The organism is Leucobacter sp. GX0328 (assembly GCF_053567315.1).
Map to the genome: position 1 here is coordinate 389435 of NZ_JBSGPC010000002.1, position 22781 is coordinate 412215.

22 protein-coding genes are annotated in these 22781 nt (G+C 70.2%); 11 read left to right on the forward strand and 11 right to left on the reverse strand.

The window, feature by feature from the left end:
* Positions 1 to 37 precede the first annotated feature (37 nt).
* The 3 genes from ACUYTF_RS09995 to ACUYTF_RS10005 are packed head-to-tail and all read right to left on the reverse strand — an operon-like array spanning position 38 to position 2787.
* On the reverse strand, positions 38 to 1051 hold the full coding sequence (locus tag ACUYTF_RS09995; RefSeq protein ID WP_449279693.1) for an alcohol dehydrogenase catalytic domain-containing protein: 1014 nt from the start codon (positions 1049 to 1051) through the stop codon (positions 38 to 40).
* A 47-nt stretch (positions 1052 to 1098) separates the two neighbouring features.
* Positions 1099 to 2529 carry a cytosine permease gene (locus tag ACUYTF_RS10000; protein WP_434142717.1) on the reverse strand — a complete coding sequence of 477 codons (1431 nt, stop codon included), beginning with the start codon at positions 2527 to 2529 and terminating at the stop codon, positions 1099 to 1101.
* A gap of 39 nt (positions 2530 to 2568) precedes the next feature.
* The gene (locus tag ACUYTF_RS10005) at positions 2569 to 2787 is read right to left on the reverse strand and encodes a hypothetical protein (RefSeq protein WP_434142718.1); all 219 of its coding nucleotides are present in this window, start codon (positions 2785 to 2787) and stop codon (positions 2569 to 2571) included.
* 115 nt (positions 2788 to 2902) lie between these two features.
* Between ACUYTF_RS10005 and ACUYTF_RS10010 the strand changes: the two genes are divergently transcribed.
* Together ACUYTF_RS10010 and argG are read left to right on the forward strand one after the other, a co-directional pair.
* Positions 2903 to 4510, forward strand: coding sequence for a PucR family transcriptional regulator (locus ACUYTF_RS10010; protein ID WP_449279694.1), 1608 nt, complete (start codon positions 2903 to 2905; stop codon positions 4508 to 4510).
* Between the two features lie 10 nt (positions 4511 to 4520).
* On the forward strand, positions 4521 to 5942 hold the full coding sequence (gene argG / locus ACUYTF_RS10015) for an argininosuccinate synthase (RefSeq protein ID WP_449279695.1): 1422 nt from the start codon (positions 4521 to 4523) through the stop codon (positions 5940 to 5942).
* A gap of 61 nt (positions 5943 to 6003) precedes the next feature.
* Here argG and ACUYTF_RS10020 read toward each other — a convergent pair whose 3' ends face one another.
* Entirely contained in the window at positions 6004 to 6252 is a 249-nt protein-coding gene (locus ACUYTF_RS10020; protein ID WP_010156721.1) for a WhiB family transcriptional regulator, read from the reverse strand.
* 194 nt (positions 6253 to 6446) lie between these two features.
* On the opposite strand from ACUYTF_RS10020, the gene ACUYTF_RS10025 reads away from it, so the two are divergent.
* Positions 6447 to 6857: a hypothetical protein gene (locus tag ACUYTF_RS10025; protein ID WP_449279696.1), complete on the forward strand. Its 411-nt coding sequence runs from the start codon at positions 6447 to 6449 to the stop codon at positions 6855 to 6857.
* A 10-nt stretch (positions 6858 to 6867) separates the two neighbouring features.
* Here the strand turns inward: ACUYTF_RS10025 and bcp are convergent, their stop codons facing one another.
* Positions 6868 to 7350 carry a thioredoxin-dependent thiol peroxidase gene (gene bcp / locus ACUYTF_RS10030; RefSeq protein WP_449279697.1) on the reverse strand — a complete coding sequence of 161 codons (483 nt, stop codon included), beginning with the start codon at positions 7348 to 7350 and terminating at the stop codon, positions 6868 to 6870.
* Between the two features lie 120 nt (positions 7351 to 7470).
* Between bcp and ACUYTF_RS10035 the strand changes: the two genes are divergently transcribed.
* Complete coding sequence (locus ACUYTF_RS10035; protein ID WP_449279698.1) at positions 7471 to 9690, forward strand: NADP-dependent isocitrate dehydrogenase; 2220 nt, start codon at positions 7471 to 7473, stop codon at positions 9688 to 9690.
* Between the two features lie 189 nt (positions 9691 to 9879).
* Here the strand turns inward: ACUYTF_RS10035 and ACUYTF_RS10040 are convergent, their stop codons facing one another.
* Complete coding sequence (locus ACUYTF_RS10040; protein ID WP_449279699.1) at positions 9880 to 10536, reverse strand: TetR/AcrR family transcriptional regulator; 657 nt, start codon at positions 10534 to 10536, stop codon at positions 9880 to 9882.
* Positions 10537 to 10659: 123 nt separating this feature from the next.
* On the opposite strand from ACUYTF_RS10040, the gene ACUYTF_RS10045 reads away from it, so the two are divergent.
* The 3 genes from ACUYTF_RS10045 to ACUYTF_RS10055 all read left to right on the forward strand — a co-directional run bounded on the left by ACUYTF_RS10045 (position 10660) and on the right by ACUYTF_RS10055 (position 14878).
* Complete coding sequence (locus ACUYTF_RS10045) at positions 10660 to 11703, forward strand: agmatine deiminase family protein (RefSeq protein ID WP_449279700.1); 1044 nt, start codon at positions 10660 to 10662, stop codon at positions 11701 to 11703.
* Positions 11700 to 13391 carry an amidase gene (locus ACUYTF_RS10050; protein ID WP_449279701.1) on the forward strand — a complete coding sequence of 564 codons (1692 nt, stop codon included), beginning with the start codon at positions 11700 to 11702 and terminating at the stop codon, positions 13389 to 13391. Before ACUYTF_RS10045 ends, ACUYTF_RS10050 begins: the two co-directional genes overlap by 4 nt.
* A gap of 98 nt (positions 13392 to 13489) precedes the next feature.
* The gene (locus tag ACUYTF_RS10055; RefSeq protein WP_449279702.1) at positions 13490 to 14878 is read left to right on the forward strand and encodes an APC family permease; all 1389 of its coding nucleotides are present in this window, start codon (positions 13490 to 13492) and stop codon (positions 14876 to 14878) included.
* Between the two features lie 10 nt (positions 14879 to 14888).
* Here the strand turns inward: ACUYTF_RS10055 and rsgA are convergent, their stop codons facing one another.
* Positions 14889 to 15947 (reverse strand): ribosome small subunit-dependent GTPase A, encoded by a 1059-nt coding sequence (gene rsgA, locus ACUYTF_RS10060; protein WP_449279703.1) that lies wholly within the window; start codon positions 15945 to 15947, stop codon positions 14889 to 14891.
* A 2-nt stretch (positions 15948 to 15949) separates the two neighbouring features.
* Entirely contained in the window at positions 15950 to 17494 is a 1545-nt protein-coding gene (gene aroA, locus ACUYTF_RS10065) for a 3-phosphoshikimate 1-carboxyvinyltransferase (RefSeq protein WP_449279838.1), read from the reverse strand.
* 136 nt (positions 17495 to 17630) lie between these two features.
* On the opposite strand from aroA, the gene ACUYTF_RS10070 reads away from it, so the two are divergent.
* The gene (locus tag ACUYTF_RS10070; RefSeq protein WP_434142732.1) at positions 17631 to 18254 is read left to right on the forward strand and encodes a sigma-70 family RNA polymerase sigma factor; all 624 of its coding nucleotides are present in this window, start codon (positions 17631 to 17633) and stop codon (positions 18252 to 18254) included.
* Complete coding sequence (locus tag ACUYTF_RS10075; RefSeq protein ID WP_449279704.1) at positions 18251 to 18517, forward strand: zf-HC2 domain-containing protein; 267 nt, start codon at positions 18251 to 18253, stop codon at positions 18515 to 18517. Before ACUYTF_RS10070 ends, ACUYTF_RS10075 begins: the two co-directional genes overlap by 4 nt.
* Before the next feature lie 24 nt (positions 18518 to 18541).
* Here ACUYTF_RS10075 and ACUYTF_RS10080 read toward each other — a convergent pair whose 3' ends face one another.
* Genes ACUYTF_RS10080 through ACUYTF_RS10090 form a run of 3 tightly spaced genes read right to left on the reverse strand, consistent with a single transcriptional unit; the run spans position 18542 to position 20688 of the window.
* Positions 18542 to 18910, reverse strand: coding sequence for a Fe-S oxidoreductase (locus tag ACUYTF_RS10080; protein ID WP_449279839.1), 369 nt, complete (start codon positions 18908 to 18910; stop codon positions 18542 to 18544).
* A 53-nt stretch (positions 18911 to 18963) separates the two neighbouring features.
* The gene (locus tag ACUYTF_RS10085) at positions 18964 to 19821 is read right to left on the reverse strand and encodes an arginase family protein (protein WP_449279705.1); all 858 of its coding nucleotides are present in this window, start codon (positions 19819 to 19821) and stop codon (positions 18964 to 18966) included.
* Between the two features lie 30 nt (positions 19822 to 19851).
* Positions 19852 to 20688 (reverse strand): DUF3097 family protein, encoded by an 837-nt coding sequence (locus ACUYTF_RS10090; protein WP_449279706.1) that lies wholly within the window; start codon positions 20686 to 20688, stop codon positions 19852 to 19854.
* 80 nt (positions 20689 to 20768) lie between these two features.
* Here ACUYTF_RS10090 and ACUYTF_RS10095 point away from each other — a divergent pair, with 80 nt between their 5' ends.
* On the forward strand, positions 20769 to 21887 hold the full coding sequence (locus tag ACUYTF_RS10095; RefSeq protein ID WP_449279707.1) for a 3-hydroxyisobutyryl-CoA hydrolase: 1119 nt from the start codon (positions 20769 to 20771) through the stop codon (positions 21885 to 21887).
* A complete protein-coding gene (locus ACUYTF_RS10100; protein WP_434142737.1) occupies positions 21884 to 22771 on the forward strand; it encodes a DNA-methyltransferase in 888 nt (295 codons plus the stop codon). The genes ACUYTF_RS10095 and ACUYTF_RS10100 overlap by 4 nt, the downstream gene beginning before the upstream one ends.
* Positions 22772 to 22781: the final 10 nt, after the last annotated feature.

Below are 22781 nucleotides of genomic sequence, written 5' to 3' on the forward strand. Positions count from 1 at the left end.
TGCTGTGCTGGTTCGGGTGGGAATGCGGTGACGCCGGTCAGAGCGTGACGACATAGCGGCCCGGGGCGCGGCCCTCGTCGAGCTCGATGATCGACTCGTTGATGTCGGCGAAGGGGATGGGGAGCACCTTCGACTGCACGCGGCCCTCGGCGGCGAGGCGGATCACGGTGTCACGCTCGAGGCGCGTTCCGTCGGCGCTGCCGACGATCCTGAGGCCCTTGTTGATGATCTCCCAGGCGTAGAACGAGAGCTCCTGCGGCGGCAGTGCGACCTGCACGATCGTGGCGCGGGGAGCTGCGACCTCGATCTCGTTCTTCAGCACCTTCGGGCTGGGGGCGAAGCTGAGGCAGGCATCGGCGCCGCCGAGGGCGAGGATCTCGGCCGTCGCCTCGTCGCCCGGCTTCAGCGCGAGCGCGGCGCCGTACTCGCGCGCCTGTTCGAGCTTCGCCTCGTCGAAGTCGAGGGCGATGACCTTCGCGCCGGTGAGCACGGCGAACTGCAGGGCGTACATGCCGACGCCGCCGAGGCCGAAGACCACCCCGATCTTGCCCGGGCCGAGCCCGGTCTTGCTGACGGCGCTGAACGCGGTCACACCGGCGCACAGCAGCGGCGCGGCCTCTGCCGAGTCGAGGCGTTCGTCGATGGGCGTCACCCAGTTGTCGGCCGACACGATGTACTCGGCGAAGCAGCCGTCGACGTGCACGCCGGTCGCCTGCGAGTTCTGGCAGTAGGTCTCGCCGCCGGTGCGGCACTCGCGGCATTCGCCGCAGGTTTCGTACACGAAGCCGATGCCGACGCGGTCGCCGATCTCGCCGCGGGCGCCTTCGCCGAGCTCGACGATGGTGCCGACGCCTTCGTGGCCGAGCACGGGCTGCGGGCGGCCCTCGGGGAGCTCGTCCTCGCCGTTCCAGTAGTGCACGTCGGAGTGGCAGACGCCGCACGCCTCGATCTTGACGAGCACCTGGCCGGGGCCGGGCTGGGGGCGCTCGATGTCGAGGAACTCGAGGGGAGCGCTGGTCTGGGTGAGCACTGCGGCCTTCATCGTGGGCATATCGTGCGTCCTTTCGGGAGGTGGTGGTGAATGGGTGCCGGTGCGGTTCAGGCGGCCGCGTGGGCGATGGGCCGCCGGTCGTACGCGCCCCAGCCGAGCTTCTTCACGAAGAGCGGGTTGACGAGGGCGTAGACGAGGCCCGCGATGACGAGGGAGAAGACCGATGCGGTCGTCGTCTCGAAGAAGAGCCCGTGTGCGAGCGTCTGCGGGTTGAACGTGGCGATCGAGGCGATGGCGCCGACGACGAGCGCGATGATCGCGGCCGGGTTGAAGCCCTTCCAGTAGTAGTAGCTGGAGTTCGGCGTCGTGTCGAAGAGGTCGGCGAGCGGCACGTGGCTCTTACGCAGCCAGAAGTAGTCGACGATCATGATGCCCGAGAGCGCCGAGTAGAGCGCCGCCGTCCACACCATGAAGGTGATGAACCCGTCGTACAGGCCCGGAAGCGCGAACATCGCGACCACCGGAATGACGCAGAACATGTAGGTGAGCTTCTCCCAGCCGAAGCGCTCGAGGTGTCGCAGGAAGGCCTGGCGCAGGCCTGCGATCGCGGTGTAGAGGATGTTCGCCATGCTGGTCACGTTCGCGAAGGCGATGAAGAGCAGCACGATGACGCTCAGCCAGACTCCGCCGAGCTTCGTCATCCAGTGGGTCGGATCGGCATTGCCGTAGACGATCGCGCCGACGAGGCCGACGACCTCGCCCACGCACGCGGCGAAGCAGATGCCGATGAGGTTCGGCCAGAACGCGATGCGCTCGGTCTTCGTGATGCGCGACAGATTGCCGATGTAGGGCCACCACGAGAAGCCGGCGGCGATGTTGATCTCGACGGCGATCATGAAGTTGAGCGACTGCGACGGCGTGAGCTGCTCGAGCGCGGGCAGCTCCCACAGCTCGAGCGCCGAGTAGTCGCGCAGGTAGAGGTAGACCATGACGCCCATGACGATGAAGAGCGCGGGGGCGACGACGGTGTTGAACACCTTGATCGAGGTCGGGCCCTTGGCCACGATGAACGCGGTCAGGGCGATCGCTGCGATCGTGATGAGCGGGATGTACCAGGCGCCGGGCTCTGGGGCGCGGTCGCCGATGACGGCGACGGCGGAGTCGACCGAGCGGCCGAACATGGTGCCGAGCACGACGAGCCAGCCGACGGTGAGCAGCACGATCGCGAGGATGTAGATGACGCGGCTGCCGTTCGGGCCGAAGATGCTGCGCAGGAACGTGTACTGCTCGACGCCGTACTTGCCCGACGAGATGCAGACGGCGAGGCTCGTGAGCAGCACGCCGACGACGTTGCCGAGCACGATGGCGAGGATGCCGTCTTTCACGCCGACGATGCCGGCGAGCGAGCCGCCGATGAGGAAGCCCCAGGTGGCGATGGCGAGGGCGGAGTTGGCCCAGGTGTATTCCCAGAAGCCCCAGAGTCTCAGACGTGCGGGGAGCGGAGCGCGCCCGCGTTCGGCTTCGAGTGCGAAGTCCATGGTTCCTCCTTTGGAACGGAACTGATGAGTCGGTGGGCCTTAACGGCAGATGAGGATGCCGATGAACGCGGCGACGATCGCGGCGACGGCGATGACGTATTCGATCTTGGTGAGCTGGCCGGGGATGCGCGTCCCCTCGCCCCGGGCGAAGTCGGCGCAGACCTCGTCGCGCAGCACGCGGAAGGCTTCTTCTTCGCTGTCGAAGGCGATGTTGATGCTGCCCGAAGGGGCGTAGTCGCCGGAATTCGGAAGGGTCATTGCGGGGTCCAAACTTCGTTGTGCGGGAGTACTCGCACCAGTATCGGCCCGGCCCGAAACGGGCGACAAGAAGCGCCGTGTATCGAACCGTAAGCGGCAGCGTTACACTGTGTAAATGCATGCGACGGTCTCCGACATCCTCGCCATCCCTGCCGTGCGGGCGACGAGCCCGGTGCTGCTCGGGGGCAGCAAGTATCTCGACGGCGCCGTGCGGTGGATGCACACGACCGACGGCACCGACCTCGCAGGGCTGCTGAAGGGCGGCGAGATGATCCTCACTGCCGGCGAGGCCATCACCGGGTCTCCCGAAGCCGCCGCGGAGTATTTCGCGGGGCTCGTGCGCAACGGGGCCTCGGGAGTGATGGTCTCGCTGCTGCACGGCGACGAGCACGCCAAGCTGGTGCTGCGCGCGGCATCGGGGTCGGCGGGCCTCCCGGTGATCCTGCTCAGGGATCGCGTTCCTTTCGTCGACCTGACGGAGGCCGTGCACCGGGTGCTGCTCTCGATCGATCGGGGCGACGGCCCCGAGACCGATCTCGTGCGGCTGATCGACCGGTTGAGCGTCGAGAGCGCGAGCCCGACGGAGATTCTGCGGCGCACCTCGGAGCTGCTGCTCGCCCCGGTCGTCTACGAGGATCTGCACCACGGCGTGGTGGCGTATGCGACCGCCGGGCTGCAGACGGAGCGGCTGCTCGAGAACTGGGCGAATCGGTCGCGGAGCGTGTCGAGCGCCGCCGGCATCACAACGGGCGACTGGCTCCAGGTGAACTATCGGGAGCGCGAGGAGACCGTCGGACGTCTCGTCGTGCCCATGCGCCTCCCCGGGCCGCAGCCGCAGGCGATCCTCGAACGCGCGGCCCAGGTGCTCGAACTCTGCTACGCCAATCTCGGCCGGTCGTACGACGTGCGCTTCCGCGCGCCGGTCGGCGCCTTCGAGGAGCTGCGGGTGAGCGGGTTCATGTCGGAGGCGTCGGCGCGCTTGCGGGCGGAGGCGAGTGGCATCGCCGCCGCGGCCGAGTATGTTCCGCTCGCCGTCGTACGGGCCGCCGCGCCCGCGCACGCGGCGGACGCGGCGGCGGGCTCCGGCCCGGTGCTCGACGCGCTGTACCGCGCGGCAGCAGAGCGCGGCGTGCCGCTGCTCGCATGCGAGCTCTCGGCCGACGCGATCGGGGTCGTCGTCGGGGTGCCGGCCGGGAAGGAGGCGCGGGATGTGCTGCAGTCGCTCGCGCGCGCGGCGGATCTCGGCGCCGACGGCGCACTCAGCGCGGGGGAGTGGTCGGTCGGCATCGGACCGAGCGCTGCCGAGCTGCAGGCGTCGATCGATGCAGGGGTCGATGAGGCACGGGCGGTGGCGGAGGCCGCGATCGGCGTCGAACCGAGGCTCGTGCCGTACGCCACGGTGGGCGACGTGCGCCTGCGGCGCCTGCTGCGATCGATGAGCGACGAGGCGCGCATCCGATCGTTCGTCGACGAGAGCCTCGCGGAGCTGAAGGCAGAGGGCAATGACACCCTGCGCATCCTGCGCGCCTACATCGAACTGAACGGCAATATCGCCGAAGTCGCCCGCGCCGTCTACCTCAGTCGGCCGAGCGTCTACGCGCGTCTGAACCGCATCGAGGCGGTCATCGGCTCGAGTCTCGGCAGCGCCGATACCCGCACCGGGCTCTACGTCGCGCTGCTCGCCGATGCGAATGGGGAAACGGGAGCCTCCGGCTCGTCATAGGATAGAAGGCATGTCTAAGGTTCTTTCCTCCCTCCCGATCGGCGAGCGCGTCGGCATTGCGTTCTCCGGTGGCCTCGATACCTCATGTGCCGTCGCTTGGATGCGCGAGAAGGGCGCCGTGCCCTGCACGTACACGGCCGATATCGGTCAGTACGACGAACCCGACATCGACGGCGTCGCCGGCCGCGCGAAGGAGTACGGCGCCGAGCTCGCCCGCCACGTCGACGCGAAGCTCCCCCTCGTGGAAGAAGGCTTCGTCGCGCTGCAGACCGGCGCCTTCAACGTGCGCTCGGGCGGCAAGACCTACTTCAATACGACCCCGCTCGGCCGCGCCGTCACCGGCACGCTGCTCGTGCGGGCGATGAAGGAGGACGGCGTCGATATCTGGGGCGACGGCTCCACCTACAAGGGCAACGACATCGAGCGCTTCTACCGCTACGGCCTCATGGCGAACCCCGCGCTGCGCATCTACAAGCCGTGGCTCGACAGCCAGTTCGTCGAAGAGCTCGGCGGCCGCCACGAGATGAGCGAGTGGCTCGTCGCCCACGGCTACCCGTACCGCGATGCCACCGAGAAGGCCTACTCGACGGACGCGAACATCTGGGGTGCGACCCACGAGGCGAAGAAGCTCGAGTTCCTCGACGCCGGTCTCGACATCGTGGAGCCGATCATGGGAGTCGCCGCCTGGCGCGACGACGTCGAGGTCGCCACCGAAGAGGTCTCGGTGCGCTTCGAGGCGGGCCGCCCCGTCGCGATCAACGGCGTCGAGTTCGCCGACCCCGTCGCCCTCGTCACCGAGGCCAACGCGATCGGCGGCCGTCACGGCCTTGGCGTCTCGGACCAGATCGAGAACCGCATCATCGAGGCGAAGTCGCGCGGCATCTACGAGGCTCCCGGCATGGCGCTGCTGCACATCGCCTACGAACGCCTCGTCAACGCGATCCACAACGAGAACACGCTCGCCTCGTACCACAACGACGGCCGCAAGCTCGGTCGCCTCATGTACGAGGGCCGCTGGCTCGATCCCGAGTCGCTCATGCTGCGCGAGGCGCTGCAGCGCTGGGTCGGCTCGGCGGTCACCGGCGAGGTCACGCTGCGCCTGCGCCGCGGCGACGACTACACGATCCTGAACACCGAGGGCCCGAACCTCAGCTACCACCCCGAGAAGCTCTCGATGGAGCGCACGGTAGGCGCGGCCTTCGGCCCCGAGGATCGCATCGGCCAGCTCACCATGCGCAACCTCGACATCGCCGACTCGCGGCAGCGCCTCGAGCAGTACGCGGCTCTCGGCCTCGTCGGCGGCGCGACCGCCGAGCTCGTCGGCGAGCTCGAAGCCGGCGGCGCCGAGGAGATCGCCGACGCGGTCGGCGGCATCGACGGCGACGCCGATCAGCTCGGCCTCTCGGCGGCGTTCGACTCCGGCACCGACTGACGTCGTGACGCAATGAAGAAGCCCCGGGCCGCGGCCCGGGGCTTCTTCATCCGATCAGTGGTCAGGAGGCGCGGCGCGCACGTGCGGCGCGGCGCTTCAGAGCGCGGCGCTCGTCCTCGCTGAGACCGCCCCAGACACCCGAATCCTGACCGGTGTCCATCGCGTACTGCAGGCACATCTCGGTGACGGTGCACCGCGCGCACACCGACTTCGCCCGCTCGATCTGCTCGACGGCGGGGCCGGTGTTGCCGACCGGGAAGAAGAGCTCCGGGTCTACCGTGAGGCAAGCCGCCTGCTCGCGCCAATCCATCGTGTGTCCTCCTATGCTGCGAACGCACGCGAAATACACTGGAGGCCGGTGGCCTAGATCTCGCGCCGTCAATTACCTGAAACGTGGCTGAGAATGCTCACGTCGGTGTGCGCGAAACTCGACGAAATATATAGTTTCATGGATATCAAGGCAAATCAATAGTCAATTTGCAATTCTCTGGAAAGGTGCTCGTCATGAGTTCGTCACCCGCCGTCGGTAATCGTGCGCGCATCGCATGGGGCGTGCTCGCCGTGCTGCTCGCGCTCGAGACGCTGCTGCTCGTGTGGGTGGCCTATCTGACGGGGGCCGCCACGTTCGGCGATCGCGATTTCCTCGTGCAGAATGCGAGCCTCTGTGTCATGTCGGTGTGCTCGCTGCTGTGGGTGCTCATCACTCTGATCGGCGCGCTGCGTTCGCGGGCGAGCTGGGTGCGGGGGTCGGCGGTCACCATCCACGTGCTGCTCTTCGCCGCGGGCACCGGCTGTCTGCAGCTCGCGATCGGCTCCTGGCAGTTCGGCTTCGCGCTGGTGGGCGCGGCGCTCGTCGGCTTCGTCGCGGCCATCCTCGCGAAGCCGCTGCTGCAGTCGGACGCCGTGCCGAACTGACGCGCCGCGGCTATGCCGCGCCGACGCCCACGAGCTTCAGTACCCGGGCGGCGTGGCCGGTCGCCTTCACGTTGTACAGGGCGTGCTCGATGCGGCCGTCCGCATCGATGACGAACGTCGACCGGATGACGCCCTCGTAGACGCGGCCGTAGTTCTTCTTCTCGCCGTACGCGCCGTACGCGAGCAGCGTCCCGTGCTCCGGGTCGCTGAGCAGGGGATAGGCGAGGGCGTCGCGCTCGGCGAAGCGGCCCTGCTTCTCGACCTCGTCGGGCGACAGCCCGAGCAGCGCGAAGCCCGCCGCCTGCAGGGGTTCGAGGGAGTCGCGGAAGTCGCAGGCCTCCTTCGTGCACCCGGGGGTCATGGCAGCCGGGTAGACGAAGAGGATCACTCGCTCGCCGCGATAGTCCGAGAGGGAACGGATGGTGCCCGACTGGTCGGGCAAGGAGAAGTTCGGGGCGGTCTGACCGGGTTCGAGAATTACGCGCTCGCTCATACCCGCCAGTCTATGGGCCGCGATCCCTGCGCGTTTTCTCTCGACATCGAGATAGTTCAGGCTGGTGGGCTAAGATGCTGGAGGCCTTATGCCCTCTTTCGAACGGGAGAACTACCAGCTGTGACCGACTCCACCATCATTTACACCCACACCGATGAGGCACCGGCTCTCGCCACCGCCTCGCTCCTGCCGATCGTCGACGCGTTCACCCGCGCGGCGGACATCGCCTTCGAAACTCGCGACATCTCGCTCTCGGGGCGCATCCTCGCCGCGTTCCCGCAGCGGCTGACGCCGGAGCAGCAGGTGGGAGATGCATTGGCGGAGCTCGGAGCGCTCGCGACGCAGCCCGAAGCGAACATCATCAAGCTCCCGAACATCTCGGCCTCGATCCCGCAGCTGAAGGCCGCGATCGCCGAGCTGCAGTCGAAGGGCTACGACATCCCCGACTACCCCGATGAGCCGAGCGGCGTCGAGGAGCAGGATATCCGCGCGCGCTACGACCGCATCAAGGGGTCGGCCGTGAACCCGGTGCTGCGCGAGGGCAACAGCGACCGCCGCGCGCCCCAGTCGGTGAAGAACTACGCGAAGAAGCACCCGCACACGAACAAGCCGTTCGCCGCCGGATCGAAGACCCGCGTCGCGACGATGGGCCACGACGACTTCAAATCGAACGAGAAGTCGTGGATCGCGGCTCATGACGACGTGCTCACCGTCCGCCACACGGCGGAGGACGGCACCGTCACCGTGCTCAAGGACAACCTGAAGGTGCTGCCGCGCGAGATCATCGACGCGACCTTCATGTCGGCCGCCGCCCTCGACGCCTTCCTCGCGGAGACGCTCGAGCAGGCCAAGGCCGAGAACGTGCTCTACTCGCTGCACCTCAAGGCGACGATGATGAAGGTCAGCGACCCCATCCTCTTCGGCCACGCCGTCAAGGCCTACTTCGCCGAGGTCTTCGCGAAGCACGGCGCCGCGTTCGAGGCTGCAGGGATCACCCCGAACAACGGTCTCGGCGCCATCCTCGCGGGCCTCGACGCCATCCCCGGCGGTCAGGGCATCGCCGATGAGATCGCCGAGGCGATCGCCGCAGGCCCGCGCCTGTCGTACGTCAACAGCGACAAGGGCATCACGAACCTCCACGTGCCCTCCGACGTGATCGTCGATGCATCGATGCCGGCGCTCGTGCGCAACGGCGGCAAGCTGTGGGGCGTCGACGGCGGCGAGGACGACACGATCGCGGTCATCCCCGATTCGTCGTACGCCGGCGTCTACCAGGCCGTCATCGAGGACGTCATCGCGAACGGCCCGCTCGACCCCGCCACCATCGGGACCGTGCCGAACGTCGGTCTCATGGCGCAGGCCGCCGAGGAGTACGGCAGCCACGACAAGACCTTCGAGATCGCCTCGGCGGGCACCGTGCAGCTCGTCGACAGCGACGGCGACGTCGTCATCGAGCACACCGTCGGCGCCGGCGACATCTGGCGCGCGACTCAGACGAAGCACATCGCCGCCATGGACTGGGTGAAGCTCGCCGTCACCCGTGCCCGCGCGACCGGCGTGCCCGCGGTCTTCTGGCTCGATGTGAATCGCGCGCACGACGCCCAGCTCATCGCGAAGGTGCACCAGGCGCTCGCGACCCTCGACGCGTCGGACGTGCAGATCGCCATCCTCGCGCCCGAGGAGGCGACGCGCTACACGCTCGCACGCCTGCGCCGCGGCCTCGACACCATTTCGGTGACCGGCAATGTGCTGCGCGACTACCTCACCGACCTCTTCCCGATCCTCGAGGTCGGCACGAGCGCCAAGATGCTCTCGATCGTCCCGCTGCTCGCGGGCGGCGGCCTCTTCGAGACCGGTGCCGGCGGGTCGGCCCCGAAGCACGTGCAGCAGCTCGTCGAGGAGGACTACCTGCGCTGGGACTCGCTCGGCGAGTTCTTCGCGCTGGCCGCCTCGCTCGAGCACCACGCGACCACCGCGGGCAACCCGAAGGCCCAGGTGCTCGCCGACACGCTCGACCGGGCGACCGGCACCTTCCTCGAGAACGACCGCTCGCCGGGTCGCAAGCTCGGTACGATCGACAACCGCGGCAGCCACTACTACCTCGCGCAGTACTGGGCGCAGGAGCTCGCGCAGCAGTCGGCCGATGCGGAGCTCGCCGCGTTCTTCGGCCCCGTCGCCGAGCAGCTCACCTCGAACGAGGAGGCCATCGTCGCCGAGCTGCTCGCCGTGCAGGGCGAGAGCGTCGAGCTCGGCGGCTACTACAAGCCGCAGCCCGAGCTCGTGAATGCGGCGATGCGCCCGTCGGCGACGCTGAACGGCATCATCGACGCGATCGCGTAATCCCGTTCGCCGGTTCTGCCGGCTATGTCAGGGGGCGGCTGCGGCCGCCCCCTTTTTCTTGCGTGCACGGGGCGGTCCCGGGGAGGTGCTGCCCGCGCGGCGATGCGGCGCGGCGCGGCGGCTGGGCTTCATCGACCCCGGTGCTCCGGCGGCCCCGGTGCTTCGGTCCGGTGCTTCGGCCCCGGCGGTTCAGCTCTGGTGTACGGCTACTTCGCCGTCGAGGCGGTCGCTGATCGCACCGGGTGTTGCGCCCACGAGCGTTTCGCAGGCCTGGGCGAGCCGCGCCGCGAAGAGCGCGGCGTCGGTACCGCGCGTCAGCGCATGCGCCGAGATGCCGTCGATCATCGCGAGGATCTGCCAGGAGACCGCAGCGGCGTCGTCGAAGCGGAAGGCGCCCGCATCGCGCCCGTCGATGACGATCTGCGTGATGCACGCCTGCCAGGCGTCCATCTGCTCCTCGATCGCGACCGAGAGCGCCGGCAGGCTCCTGCTGAGGGACCAGGCGTCGACCCATACCAGGGTGATGTCGTCGTGGTCGTTCCGCAGCACCGCGGCGATCATGCGTGCGAGCCGCGCAGCGGCGTCCGATGCCTCCCGGACCTCGGCCTCGACCTCGACGAGCTCGGCGCCGACGAGCGCGCTGAACGTGCGGGCCACGAGTTCTTCCATGCTGGTCGCGTAGTGGGAGACAAGGCCGGGCGCCACGCCGGCCCGTGCGGCGACGGCGCGCAGTGTGAGGGCAGCGAGCCCCTGTTCGCGTGCGAGATCGGAGGCGGCGGCGTGGATCTCGTCGGAACGCTGCTCGGGGCTCTTGCGACGGCGGGGGCGAGGAGGAGCTGTTGACATGATCCCTCCAGTGTAGGATGATGTCAGTGTTGATCGGATGATCAATAAGCTTCGGTGCGATGCGGATCGCACCGCTCGACCCGGCGACTCGGGGCGAGCCGCAGAATCGACGAAGGAGACGATATGGGCTGGCGTATGCCGCACGAAGGCGACGCGCACGAGCGCACCTGGATGGCGTTTCCGCGCGCGGGCACCACTCTGGGCGAGGGAGCCGAGTACCAGGAGACCGCGTACCGCGCCTGGACCGATACCGCCCTCGCGATCGCGGAGTTCGAGCCCGTGACCATGGTCGTCGACCCCACTGAGACGGAGCGCGCGAAGCGCATGCTCGGCAGCGACGTCGAGATCGTGGAATCGCCGCTCGACGAGTTCTGGATGCGCGACTTCGGGCCGACCTTCGTGCTCGACGACGAGCGCCCAGGCGTGCTCGGCGCCGTCGACTGGATCTTCAACGGCTGGGGAGCGCCGGCCTGGGCCGAATGGCAGGTCTCCGCCGGCATCGCCCGCATCATCGCCGAGCGCGTCGGCGCCGAGCTCGTGAGCTCGGTGCTCGTCAACGAGGGCGGCGGCATCCACGTCGACGGCGAGGGCACCGTGCTGCTCACCGAGACGGTGCAGCTCGACCCGAACCGCAACCCGTACGCCGACCGCGCGCGCGTCGACGCCGAGATGGCCCGCACCATCGGGGCCCGGAAAGCGATCTGGCTGCCGCGCGGCCTCACCCGCGACTACGACGAGTTCGGCACGCGCGGCCACGTCGACATCGTCGCCGCCTTCGCTTCGCCCGGCCGCGTGCTGCTGCACCGCCAGGACGATCCGTCGCACCCGGACCACGCGGTGACGCGGGAACTGAAGGCGATGCTCGAGGCCGAGACCGACGCTGCCGGGCGCAGCTTCGAGATCATCGACGTCCCGGCGCCTGCGGCGCTGCGCGACGACGAGGGCTTCGTGGACTGGAGCTACATCAACCACCTCGTGGTGAACGACGGCATCGTCGTCTGCGGGTTCGGCGAAGATGCCGCGGATGCGCGTGCGCGCGAGATCCTCGAGGGCGCATACCCGGGGCGCCGCGCGGTGACGGTCGACTCGCGGCCGATCTTCGCACGCGGCGGCGGCATCCACTGCATCACCCAGCAGCAGCCGCGCCTGCCGGGGGCCGCCTCGTGATCGATGTCGTCGAGGCCTCGATCGCAGACCTCCGAGCGGCGCTCGAATCGGGCGCCGCGACGAGCGCGGACCTCGTGCGCGCCTACCTCGGGCGCATCGACGCCTACGATGCGCCCGGTACGGCCACCGCGCTGAACGCGGTGGTGGTGCGCAACGACGAGGCACTGGCCGAGGCCGAATCCTCCGACGCGCGCCGCGCGGCCGGCCGCACCCTCGGCCCGCTCGACGGCATCCCCTACACGGCGAAGAACAGCTACCTCGTCACCGGCCTCACCGCGGCCTCCGGGTCGCCGGCATTCGCCGACCTCGTCGCGCAGCGCGACGCCTTCGCCATCGAGCGTCTGCGAGCCGGCGGCGCGATCTGCCTCGGCCTCACGAACATGCCGCCCATGGCGAACGGCGGCATGCAGCGCGGCGTCTACGGCCGGGCCGAGAGCCCGTACAGCGCCGACTGGCTGACGAGCGCATTCGCCTCCGGTTCCTCCAACGGCTCGGGCACCGCCACGGCCGCGAGCTTCGCCGCATTCGGGCTCGGCGAGGAGACCTGGTCGAGCGGCCGCGCCCCCGCATCGAACAATGCGCTGTGCGCCTACACCCCGAGCCGCGGCGTGATCTCGGTGCGCGGCAACTGGTCGCTCGTGCCGACGATGGACGTCGTCGTGCCGCACACGCGCTCGATGGCCGACCTGCTCGAAGTGCTCGACGTGATCGTCGCCGATGACGCCGAGACGCGCGGAGACTTCTGGCGCGTGCAGCCGTGGGTCGAGATCCCGCGGGCCTCCGACGTGCGCCCGGCCTCGTATCCCGCGCTCGCGCCCGCGGAGCTGCGAGGCAAGCGCATCGGCGTGCCGGCGATGTACATCAACGCCGACGCCGAGGCCGGCACCGGCACGACGATCGGCGGCCCGACGGGGGAGCGGATCGTCACCCGGGCCTCGGTGCTGGAGCTGTGGGAATCGGCGCGGCGCGACCTCGAAGCGGCGGGCGCCGAGATCGTGCTGGTCGACTTTCCCGTCGTCACGAACTACGAGGGCGACCGCGCCGGCGCCCCGACTCTCGCGACCCGCGGGCTCGTGAGCCCCGAGTATCTGCGCAGCGAGATCGTCGACCTCTCGGCCTGGGCATGGGACGACTTCCTGCGCGCCAACGGCGACCCGGCCCTCCCGACGCTGACGCAGGTGGAGGGATCGCGCATCTTCCCGGCGCCGGAGGGCGCTCTGCCCGACCGCTACACCGGATTCGACGACGACATCGCCGAGTACCCGGCGCAGGTCGCGGCGCACCCCTACGCGGGCGTCGCCGAGATCCCGCATCTCGAGGAGGGCCTCAAAGGGCTCGAGGAGACGCGCCGCATCGACCTCGAGGCCTGGATGGAGGCGCTCGGTCTCGACGCCGTCGCGTTCCCCGCAGTCGCCGACGTCGGCCCCGCCGACATGGATGTGAACCCCGAGTCCGCCGATGCGGGATGGCGCAACGGCGTCTGGGTCGCCAACGGCAATCTCGTGCCCCGGCATCTCGGGATCCCGACCGTGACCGTGCCGATGGGCACGATGCGCGATATCGGCATGCCGGTCGGGCTCACCTTCGCGGGGCGGGCCTACGACGACACCGCCCTCCTCGCACTCGGGCTCGCCTTCGAAGCGACGGGCGACCGCCGTACCGAGCCGCCCCGCACCCCGCGCCTCTAGCGCCGGCCCGCCGGTGCCGCGCCCCCGCGGCCCCGGCGGATCGAGCAGAGCTCCCGCGCACCGTTCGACCCCTCATGCTGTACAAGGAAGTAAGCACCATGACCACGCCCGCCCCCGTGACCCTTCGCCGCAGCCTCAAGCAGCGGCACGTCGTATTCATCGGCCTCGCATATATGTCGCCGTTCGCGGTCTTCGATACCTTCGGCATCGTGTCCGAGGCGACCCGCGGCCATGTGCCGATGTCGTACATCATCGTCACCATCGCGGTGCTCTTCACCGCCCTCAGCTACGCGAAGATGGTGCGGGTCTACCCCTCCGCCGGCTCCGCCTACACCTACGCCCGTCGCACGATCGCGGCCCCGGTCGGCTTCCTCGTCGGCTGGGTCGCGCTGCTCGACTACCTGTTCCTGCCGATGATCAACGCGCTGCTCGCGAAGATCTATCTGTCCGCGCAGTTCCCCGAGGTACCCGGGTGGGTGTGGATCGTCGGCCTGCTCGTCCTCATCACCGTGCTCAACATCGTCGGCGTGCGCATCAGCGCCGCGGCGAACATGATCATGGTGGTCTTCCAAGCGCTCCTCGCGATCGTGTTCGCCGTGCTCACGTTCCGGGCGATCCTCGCCGACGATGCGCTGAGCTTCACCTACGCTCCGTTCTACTCGATGTCCGCCGACATGACGAGCCTCATCGGCGGCGCTTCGGTGCTCGCCCTCGCGTTCCTCGGCTTCGACGCCGTCACGACCCTGTCCGAGGAAACGGTCGATCCGCGCCGCACGGTGCCGCGGGCCATCATGTGGATCGCCGCGCTCGGTGCGGCCTTCTTCATCGCGATCACCTACATCATGCAGACGCTCGTTCCCGACCTCGAATCGCTGCGTGCGGTCGCCGACGACATCGAGGGCGCATCGCCGTATCTCGCGCTCTTCATCGGCGGCATCGTCTTCCAGACGCTCTTCCTCGTCGGTGCTACGATCTCCGTGGTCTCGTCGGGCCTCGCATCGCAGATGAGCGCCTCGCGCCTGCTCTTCGCGATGGGGCGCGACGGCATCCTGCTGCGGAAGGTGTTCGGCTACGTGAGCCCGAGGTTCGGCACGCCGGTCTGCAACATCGTGCTGGTCGGGGCGATCGCGCTCGTCGCCCTGAAGCTCGACCTGAACGCCGCCACCTCGCTCATCAACTTCGGTGCGTTCACCGCATTCGCGTTCGTGAACCTGTCGGTGATCGCATTCTGGATCAGGCACCGCCGCACGAACCATGCCGCGGGCTCGACGTTCGCCTGGACGGTGGTGCCCGGCATCGGGTTCCTGATCAACGCGGCGCTCTGGGTCGGCCTGGACGGGCTCGCGATGACGGTCGGCCTCATCTGGGCGGGCGTCGGCATCGTCTACCTGCTGGTACTCACCCGCGGGTTCCGTCGCCCGACCCCCGAGCTCGCGTTCGACGAGGCGGACGAACTGCCGACGGGAGCCGTGCGCGTCTCGGAGTGAGCCCGGCCAGCTACTTCAGCAGGCGTCGCAGGGAGTCGACCCGCAGCGCCCCGGCGGCGTCGAGGCGGCCGTCGGCGATCGCGGCATCGAGCTCGCAGTCGGGGGCGTCCGCCTGGTGCGTGCACCCGCGCGGGCACTCCTCGATCAGTGCGGCGAGGTCGGTGAACCCGCGCAGGATGCTGTCGCTCGTGACGTGGCCGAGCCCGAACGACCGCACGCCCGGCGTGTCGATCACCCAGCCCGAGTCCCCGGCCGGAACGCCCGGGGTGGCCGCCCGCAGCGCGACCGATGACGACGAGGTGTGCCGGCCTCGGCCGGTGACCTCGTTGACGTGGCCCGTGGCGCGCTCGGCCTCGGGCACGAGCTCGTTGATGAGGGTCGACTTGCCGACGCCCGAATGCCCGACGAACACCGTCGTGCGGCCCGCCAGCGCTTCGCGGATCTCGGCGAGCGGCCACGCGCCCGGGGCCGAGCGGAAGATCGGTACCTCGAGGGCGGCGAAGTGGGCGAGGAACGGCTCGGGGTCGGCGAGGTCGGTCTTCGTGATGCAGATGAGCGGCCTGATGCCGGCATCGTACGCGGCGACGAGATAGCGATCGACGAGGCGCACCCGGGGTTCGGGGTTCGCCGCGGCCACGACGATGAGCATCTGGTCGGCGTTCGAGACCATGACGCGCTCGAAGCGGTCGCTGTCGTCGGCGCTGCGGCGCAGCAGGGTACGGCGCTCCTCGAGGCCGATGATGCGGCAGAGCGCCCCCTCGGCCCCGCTCGTGTCGCCAACGAGCTGCACGCGGTCGCCGATGACGATCGGGGTGCGGCGCAGTTCGCGGGCCCGGGCGGCGACGACGGTGCGTTCGACGGGCGATGCCGGGTCCGCGCCCTCCGCGACGAGCGCCGTGTAACGGCCGCGGTCGACCCCGGTGACCATCGCGACGATGGCATCCGCGTGCTCGGGGCGGCGCTTCGTCCGGGGCCTATTGCCCTTCGGGTTCGGGCGCTCGCGCACGCGGTGATCGGCGTACTCGCCGTACGGCGTCTCGTCCTCGTCGTCGGGCGGCAGCCAGCTCACCGTCAATCCAGCTCCGAGATTCCACGGGCGATGCCGCGACCGATCGAACCGATGACGCTGCCGGTGCCGCGCACGACCGCCTCGCCGCCCGAGAATGCCCCGCCGATGAGATCGCCCAGCAGATCGCCGCCCTCGTGAGTGCTCTCGCGCGACTCGGGCGACGTCTGCGTCTGCGTCTGCGGCAGACCGTCGCCGCCGTCGAGCATGCCGGCCCACATCTCGGTGAACAGCGGCATCGTCTTCGACGTGGAGCCGATGTCGTCGACCTCGACGCCGGGCACGCTCAGGCCGAGCACGGCGCCGGTCGTCGCCATACGGTGGTCGGCGTACGCGCCCCACAGACCGCCGTGCAGCTCGGCGGGGTGGATGGCGATGCCGTCCTCGAGCTCCTCGGCTCTGCCGCCGAGACGGTTGACCTCGGCCACCAGCGCCGCGATGCGGTCGGTCTCGTGGTGGCGGATGTGCCCGATGCCGGTGATCTCGCTCGCGTGCCCCTGCGCGCCGGCGAGCGCCGCGAGGCCGACGAGCGTCGGCGAGAGCTCGCCCGCCTCGGGTACGTGCAGCCGCACCCCGCGCAGCCGGCCGTCGCCCGAGACCGTGAGCGAGCCGTCGGCCGCGAGCTCCGCGGTCGCGCCGAACTCCGGCAGCAGCGTGCGCAGCTGATCGCCCACCTGCGTCGTCGACGTCGGCCAATCGGGAACCGTGACGCTGCCGCCGGCGGCGACCGCGGCGGCGAGGAACGGGGCCGCGTTCGACAGGTCGGGCTCGATGCGCGTATCGACCGCACGGATCGGCCCGGGCTTCACGACCCATTCGCCGACGGTCGGCGACGACACGTCGACGCCGCGCGCCCGCAGCGTCTCCATCGTCATCTCGATGTGCGGGATGCTCGGCACCCGGTCGCCGACATGCACCACGTGCACGCCCTCGTCGAAGCGGGGAGCGGCCAAGAGCAGCGCCGACACGAACTGGCTCGAGAGCGACGCGTCCACCTCCACTCGGCCGCCGCGCAGCGACCCGCCGCCGTGCACGGTGAAGGGGAGGAACCCGCGGCCCTCGTCAGCGATGTCCGCGCCGAGCGCGCGCAGCGCATCGAGCACGGGGCGCATCGGGCGCTTGCGGGCGTACGGGTCGCCGTCGAACGAGACCGGGCCGAGCGCGAGCGCCGCCACGCCGGGCACGAAGCGCATCACGGTGCCGGCGAGCCCGCAGGCGATGCTCGTCGAGCCGATCAGCTCCTCGGCCGGCGTGATGCGCAGGTCGGGCCCGTAGGGGTTGCCCGTCTCGATCGTCTCGAAACCGGTGCCGAGCCCGCGCAGCGCATCGACCATGAGGTCGGAGTCGCGCGATCGCAGCGGATTGTGCAGCACGCTCGGCCCGTCGGCGAGCGCGGCGAGGATCAGCTCCCGGCCGGTGAGCGACTTCGAACTCGGCATCGGCACGCGGGCCGACACAGGGCCTGCGGCCGGGGGAGCGGCCCACGCCGTCGACTCGTCATCGGGCACGTCTACCGCCCCGATCTCTTCGCCGTCTTTGCCCTTGTTCATCTTCGCTTCGAACACGCCCCCGAGTCTACCCGGCGGGCCGGAGCGGGGCCTGATCCCTGGCGAGTCCGCCTCGGCGCCCGGCGATGCCGGGACGGGCTGCGGGAACGGACGGGATCGGCGGGCTAGGATCGGGAGGGTGAGCGATACGCCGGTAGGAGAAGACCAGAAGCGACTGGAAGCGCGATTCACCGCCGACGCGCTGCCGCTGCTCGACCAGCTGTACGGCGCGGCGATGAAGATGACGCGCAATCCCCAGGATGCGCAGGATCTGGTGCAGGAGACCTATCTCAAGGCGTACTCGGCCTTCGGGTCGTTCACGGAGGGCACGAACCTCAAGGCCTGGCTGTACCGCATCATGACGAACAGCTACATCAACACCTACCGCAAGCGCCAGCGCGAACCGTATCTGGGCGCGGTCGACGAGCTCGAGGACTGGCAGCTCGGCGGCGCCGAGTCGACGACGGCGATGTCGGCGCGTTCGGCCGAGGCCGAGGCGATCGACCGCACCCCCGACTCGGTGGTATCGCAGGCGCTCAACGACCTGCCCGAGGACTTCCGCCTCGCCGTGTACCTCGCCGACGTCGAAGGGTTCAGCTATCAGGAGATCGCGGATATCGCCGAGGTGCCGATCGGCACGGTGATGAGCCGCCTGCACCGGGGGCGCGCCAGGTTGCGCAAGTCGCTCGGGGAATACGCACGCGAGCAGGGCGTTGGACTTGCTAAGGACGACGCGAAGAGCACAGGAGGGAACGCCCGATGAGCCAGACAGGCGATTGCGGTTGCGAGAAGGCCAAGGCCAACCTCTACGAGATGCTGCGCGGTGAGCTGTGCGCTGAGGAGTCCGCACCGATCCGAGAGCACCTGGAGACCTGCGCGCACTGCCAGGACGAGCAGACGGTGTGCATCAGCCTCACCGATGTCGTGCGCCGTGCGTGCGAGGACGAGCGCGACAACAACTGCCCGCCCGAGGAGCTGCGTGCGGCGATCCTCGCCGCGCTGAACCCGAAGCGGCAGCCGGCCTGACGGCTGCGGCGGGCCCGCCAGGGATCAGTGTGCGCCGGGCCGGCCCCGGCGCACGTACCCGCCGTCTTCGAGACCGGCTTCGATCTCGAACCGGTTGCGCAGCGGGTCGCTGCCGGCGAAGAGATAGAGCAGCGGCATCGCGAACCCGTAGTGGCGCCACTGCTCGACATGCACGAGCTCGTGCCGCAGCACGGCCGTGCCCACGTTGCGGTCGGTGAGATAGCACGCCCCGACGCAGACCCCGCCGCGCTTGAACGCCCAGCGGGGCAGCCCGGTGAACACCCACATGCCGTGGTGCCTGCGCACGCGGCCGGTGCTGAGCATCGCTCCCCAGGCGAAGCCGACGGCCGTCGCGTACCAGTAGCCGAGACGGGCGAGGGGCCAGGGCGCCATCCCGTCGTAGCGGCTCGCCGCAGCGGTCGCCGCAGCCGACGGCGGGGCGCCCGTCAACGCGCCGTACCGGAGGTGAGGGCCGCGAGCACGCGCAGCACGGTCGGCAGGTCATCGGCCGCGAGCTCGGCATCCGCGGGCGCGAACTCGCAGATCGCGGCCCCCGCGAGCGGCAGCGCGGCGACGGCGGCGCGGACCGCCGCCGTGAGCTGCGCCACCGTGAGGCCGAACGGCACCGGCGAGTGGACGGCCGCGAACTCCGACGGGTCGAGCACGTCGAGGTCGATATGCACGTAGACGCGTTCGGCGCCGAGTTCGGCGAGCCGGCCAGCGATCCGCGCCGCGAGCTCTTCGGGCCCGTCGAGGTCGATCGCGGGGCCGATGGTCGAGATGCCGAGCCGGTCGACCTCCTCGCGCTCCTCGGGGTCGCTCGCGCGCACGCCGACGAGGGTGAGCGCCGCGGTGTCGATCGGATGCGCCGACGCGAGGTCGGGGGAACCGTCGCCGAGCGCGTGCCGCAGCGTCATGCCCGAAGCCGCGCCCGATGGCGACGTGCTCGGATGCTGCAGGTCGGGGTGCGCGTCGAACCAGAGCACTGCGAGCGCGCCGTCGTCGCTCGCGGCCGCCGCCTCGAGACCCGGGAGCGACGACGCGCAGTCGCCGCCCACGATGATGGCCGGCCCGTCGGCGCGGGCGAGGGCCTCGCGCGCCGCCTCGCGGGCGTTCAGCAGACTGCTCAGTCGGGCGACCGGCGTGCCCATCGCATCGCCCGCCTCGAGCGGCACCGCGACTTCGCGGGTGGCCGCGCTCGGCAGATCCTCCCGCAGCACCCGGGCGCCGTCGGCGAGCTGCATGGCGCGTGACGACGGCGACCCCTGCCACTGCGGCATCACCAGAAACACGGGGTTCGACATGTCGAACAGAATACTCCCGAATGGTGGGGATCAGGCGGCGGTGACGAAGTCGATGAGGTGCTCGACGCGGCCGACGAGCTCGGGTTCGAGGTCGCGGAAATCGCGCACGCGCCCGCGGATCCGCGACCAGGCGTCCGCGATATCCGCCGGTTCGTCCGACGGCCAGCCGAGCGCGCGGCAGATGCCCGCCTTCCATTCGATCTCGCGCAGAATCGTCGGCCAGGCCTCGAGCCCGACGCGCCCCGGCTTCACCGCCTGCCAGATATCGACGAACGGGTGGCCGACGATGAGCACGTGGCCGCCGTGCGGGCCTCGGGCGATCGCATCGGCGATCCGCGTCTCCTTGCTGCCGCGTACGAGGTGATCGAGCAGTACGCCCGCGCGACGCCCCCGACCGGGCCCGAACTCGGCGAGCACCGCCTCGAGGTTGTCGGCGCCCTGCAGCAGTTCGACCACGACGCCCTCGACGCGCAGGTCGTCGCCCCACACCTGCTCGACGAGCTCGGCATCGTGCTTGCCCTCGACGAAGATGCGGCTCGGCATCGCGACCCGGGCCCGCTGCTCGGCGACCGCGAACGAGCCCGAAGCCGTGCGCTGCCGGCCGGCAGGCTGCCGCTTCGGCAGCACCAGCACGACGGGCTCGCCGTCGATGAGGAACCCGTCGTTCACGGGGAACGCGCGCACCTTGCCGCCGAAGTCCTCGAGCTGCACCAGGCCTTCGCGGGCCCCCACGACCGCCCCGCACCATTCCGTCTCGGTGTGCTCGACCACGAGCCCCTTCGACAGCGGCACCTGCCGGCGCTGCACGGGCCCGCGCCGCGGTCGCATGCGTGAGACGGGGTCGTTGTCGTAGCGAGAATCGAACACGAGAACCGAGCCTACCCGCAGGCGGGCGCACCGTCCCGTCGCGCGCGACGAGTCGCCCGGCGTGCTGCTACGGTGCTGCCATGAGCAACGCCACTGCATCGACGTCGACCGAGGCCGCGAACACCGCGCCCGAACCGCTCATCATCGCCAGGCGGTCGGGAGCGATCACTCGCATCACGCTGAACCGGCCGCGGGCGATCAACGCGCTGAACCGCGAGATGTTCCTCGGGCTCGAGACCGCGGTCGGCGAGGCCGACGGCAGCGCCATCCTGCTCGATGGCGCGGGCGAGCGCGGGTTCTGCGGCGGCGGCGATATCAAGGAGCTCGCGGCGAGCGGCACCGGAGCCCGCGACATCCTCGCGATCGAGTACCGCGTCGACCACATGATCGGGGTCTCCCGCACGCCCGTCGTCGGCTTCATGGACGGCGTCACCATGGGCGGCGGCATCGGTCTCACCGGCCATGCTCAGCACCGCGTCGTCACCGAACGCAGCCGCCTCGCGATGCCCGAGGTGCGCATCGGTATCGTGCCCGACGTCGGCGGCCACCTGCTGCTCGCGCGTGCGCCCGGCCGGCTCGGAGAACTGCTCGCGGTGACCTCGGGCGAGATGGCCGCGGGCGACGCCATCGCCCTCGGGTTCGCCGATTATTTCGTGCCTGCCGAGCGGCTCGGGGCACTCGCCGCAGCGCTCGAAGCGGGGGAGGAGCCGGGAGCGGCCTGCGCGCGCTTCTCGGAGCCCGCGCCCGCATCAACCGTGGCCGCGGCGCGCACCTGGTGGGATCCGATCGCGGAGGCCGCCCTCGCCGACGTCGAGGCGCAGCCGCGCGAGGCGGCACTGCGGCTCCTGGCTGGCCTCGACGCCGCAGCGGCGGCGGGCGGCGAGGGCGCGGCCGATGCCGCCGCGACCGCTGAGACCGTGCGGGGCATGTGCCCCGTGTCGGTCGCCGTCACGCTCGCGCAGATCTCGCGCACGCGCCGCGCATCCCTCGACCTGCGGGCGGTGCTCGAGGACGACCTGCGTGTGCTCGGCCGCCTCAGCGTGCGCCCCGACTTCGCCGAGGGCGTGCGCGCGCAGGTCATCGACAAGGATCGCAACCCGCGGTGGCGGCCGACGTCGATCGAGGCGATCGACGAGGCCGAGCTCGCCCGAGTGCTCGACCCGGTGCCGCTCGTCGACGAGCCGCCGATCGGCCTGTGAGCGGCGCTGACGGGAAGGGGCTCGCTGCGTGGGACGAGGCGGGCCCGAATCTCGTCTTCGCGGGCGACAACCTGCCGATTCTGCGCAGCCTGCCCGGCAGCCGCTTCGCGGTCGTCTACCTCGACCCTCCGTTCAACACCGGGCGCGAGCGCCGTGCGGAGCGCGTGGACGTGGTCCGAGCCTCGGAACCGGGAGCCGGCGGCGGCACGCGGCTCGGCTTCCGGGGCCAGGGCTACAGCGCGACCCGTCGCGCGCTCGAATCGTACGACGACCGCTTCGGCGACTACTGGGCCTTCCTCGAGCCCCGTCTCGAAGAGGCATGGCGCGTGCTCTCGCCCGACGGGCTGCTCTACCTGCACCTCGACTACCGCGAGGTGCACTACGCGAAGGTGATGCTCGACGCGCTGTTCGGCCCGGAGTGCTTCATCAACGAGATCATCTGGGCGTACGACTACGGGGCGCGGGCGAAGCGCCGGTGGCCCGCGAAGCACGACAACATCCTCGTCTACGCGAAGCTGCCCGATCACTACTACTTCGACGCCGAGGCCGTCGACCGCGAGCCCTATATGGCGCCGGGGCTCGTGACCGCCGAGAAGGCCGCGCTCGGCAAGCTGCCGACCGACACCTGGTGGCATACCATCGTCTCGCCGACGGGCGGGGAGCGCACCGGGTACCCGACGCAGAAGCCGCTCGGAGTGCTGCGCCGTATCGTGCAGGCGTCGTCCCGGCCCGGCGACTGGGTGCTCGACGCCTTCGCCGGCAGCGGCACGGCGGGGGCGGCGGCCGCCGAGCTCGGACGGCGCTTCGTCCTGATCGACGAGAACCCCGCCGCGATCGAGGTCATGCGGGGCCGGCTCGCGGGGCCCGGAACGCGCTTCGTCTGAGGCCGCGGCT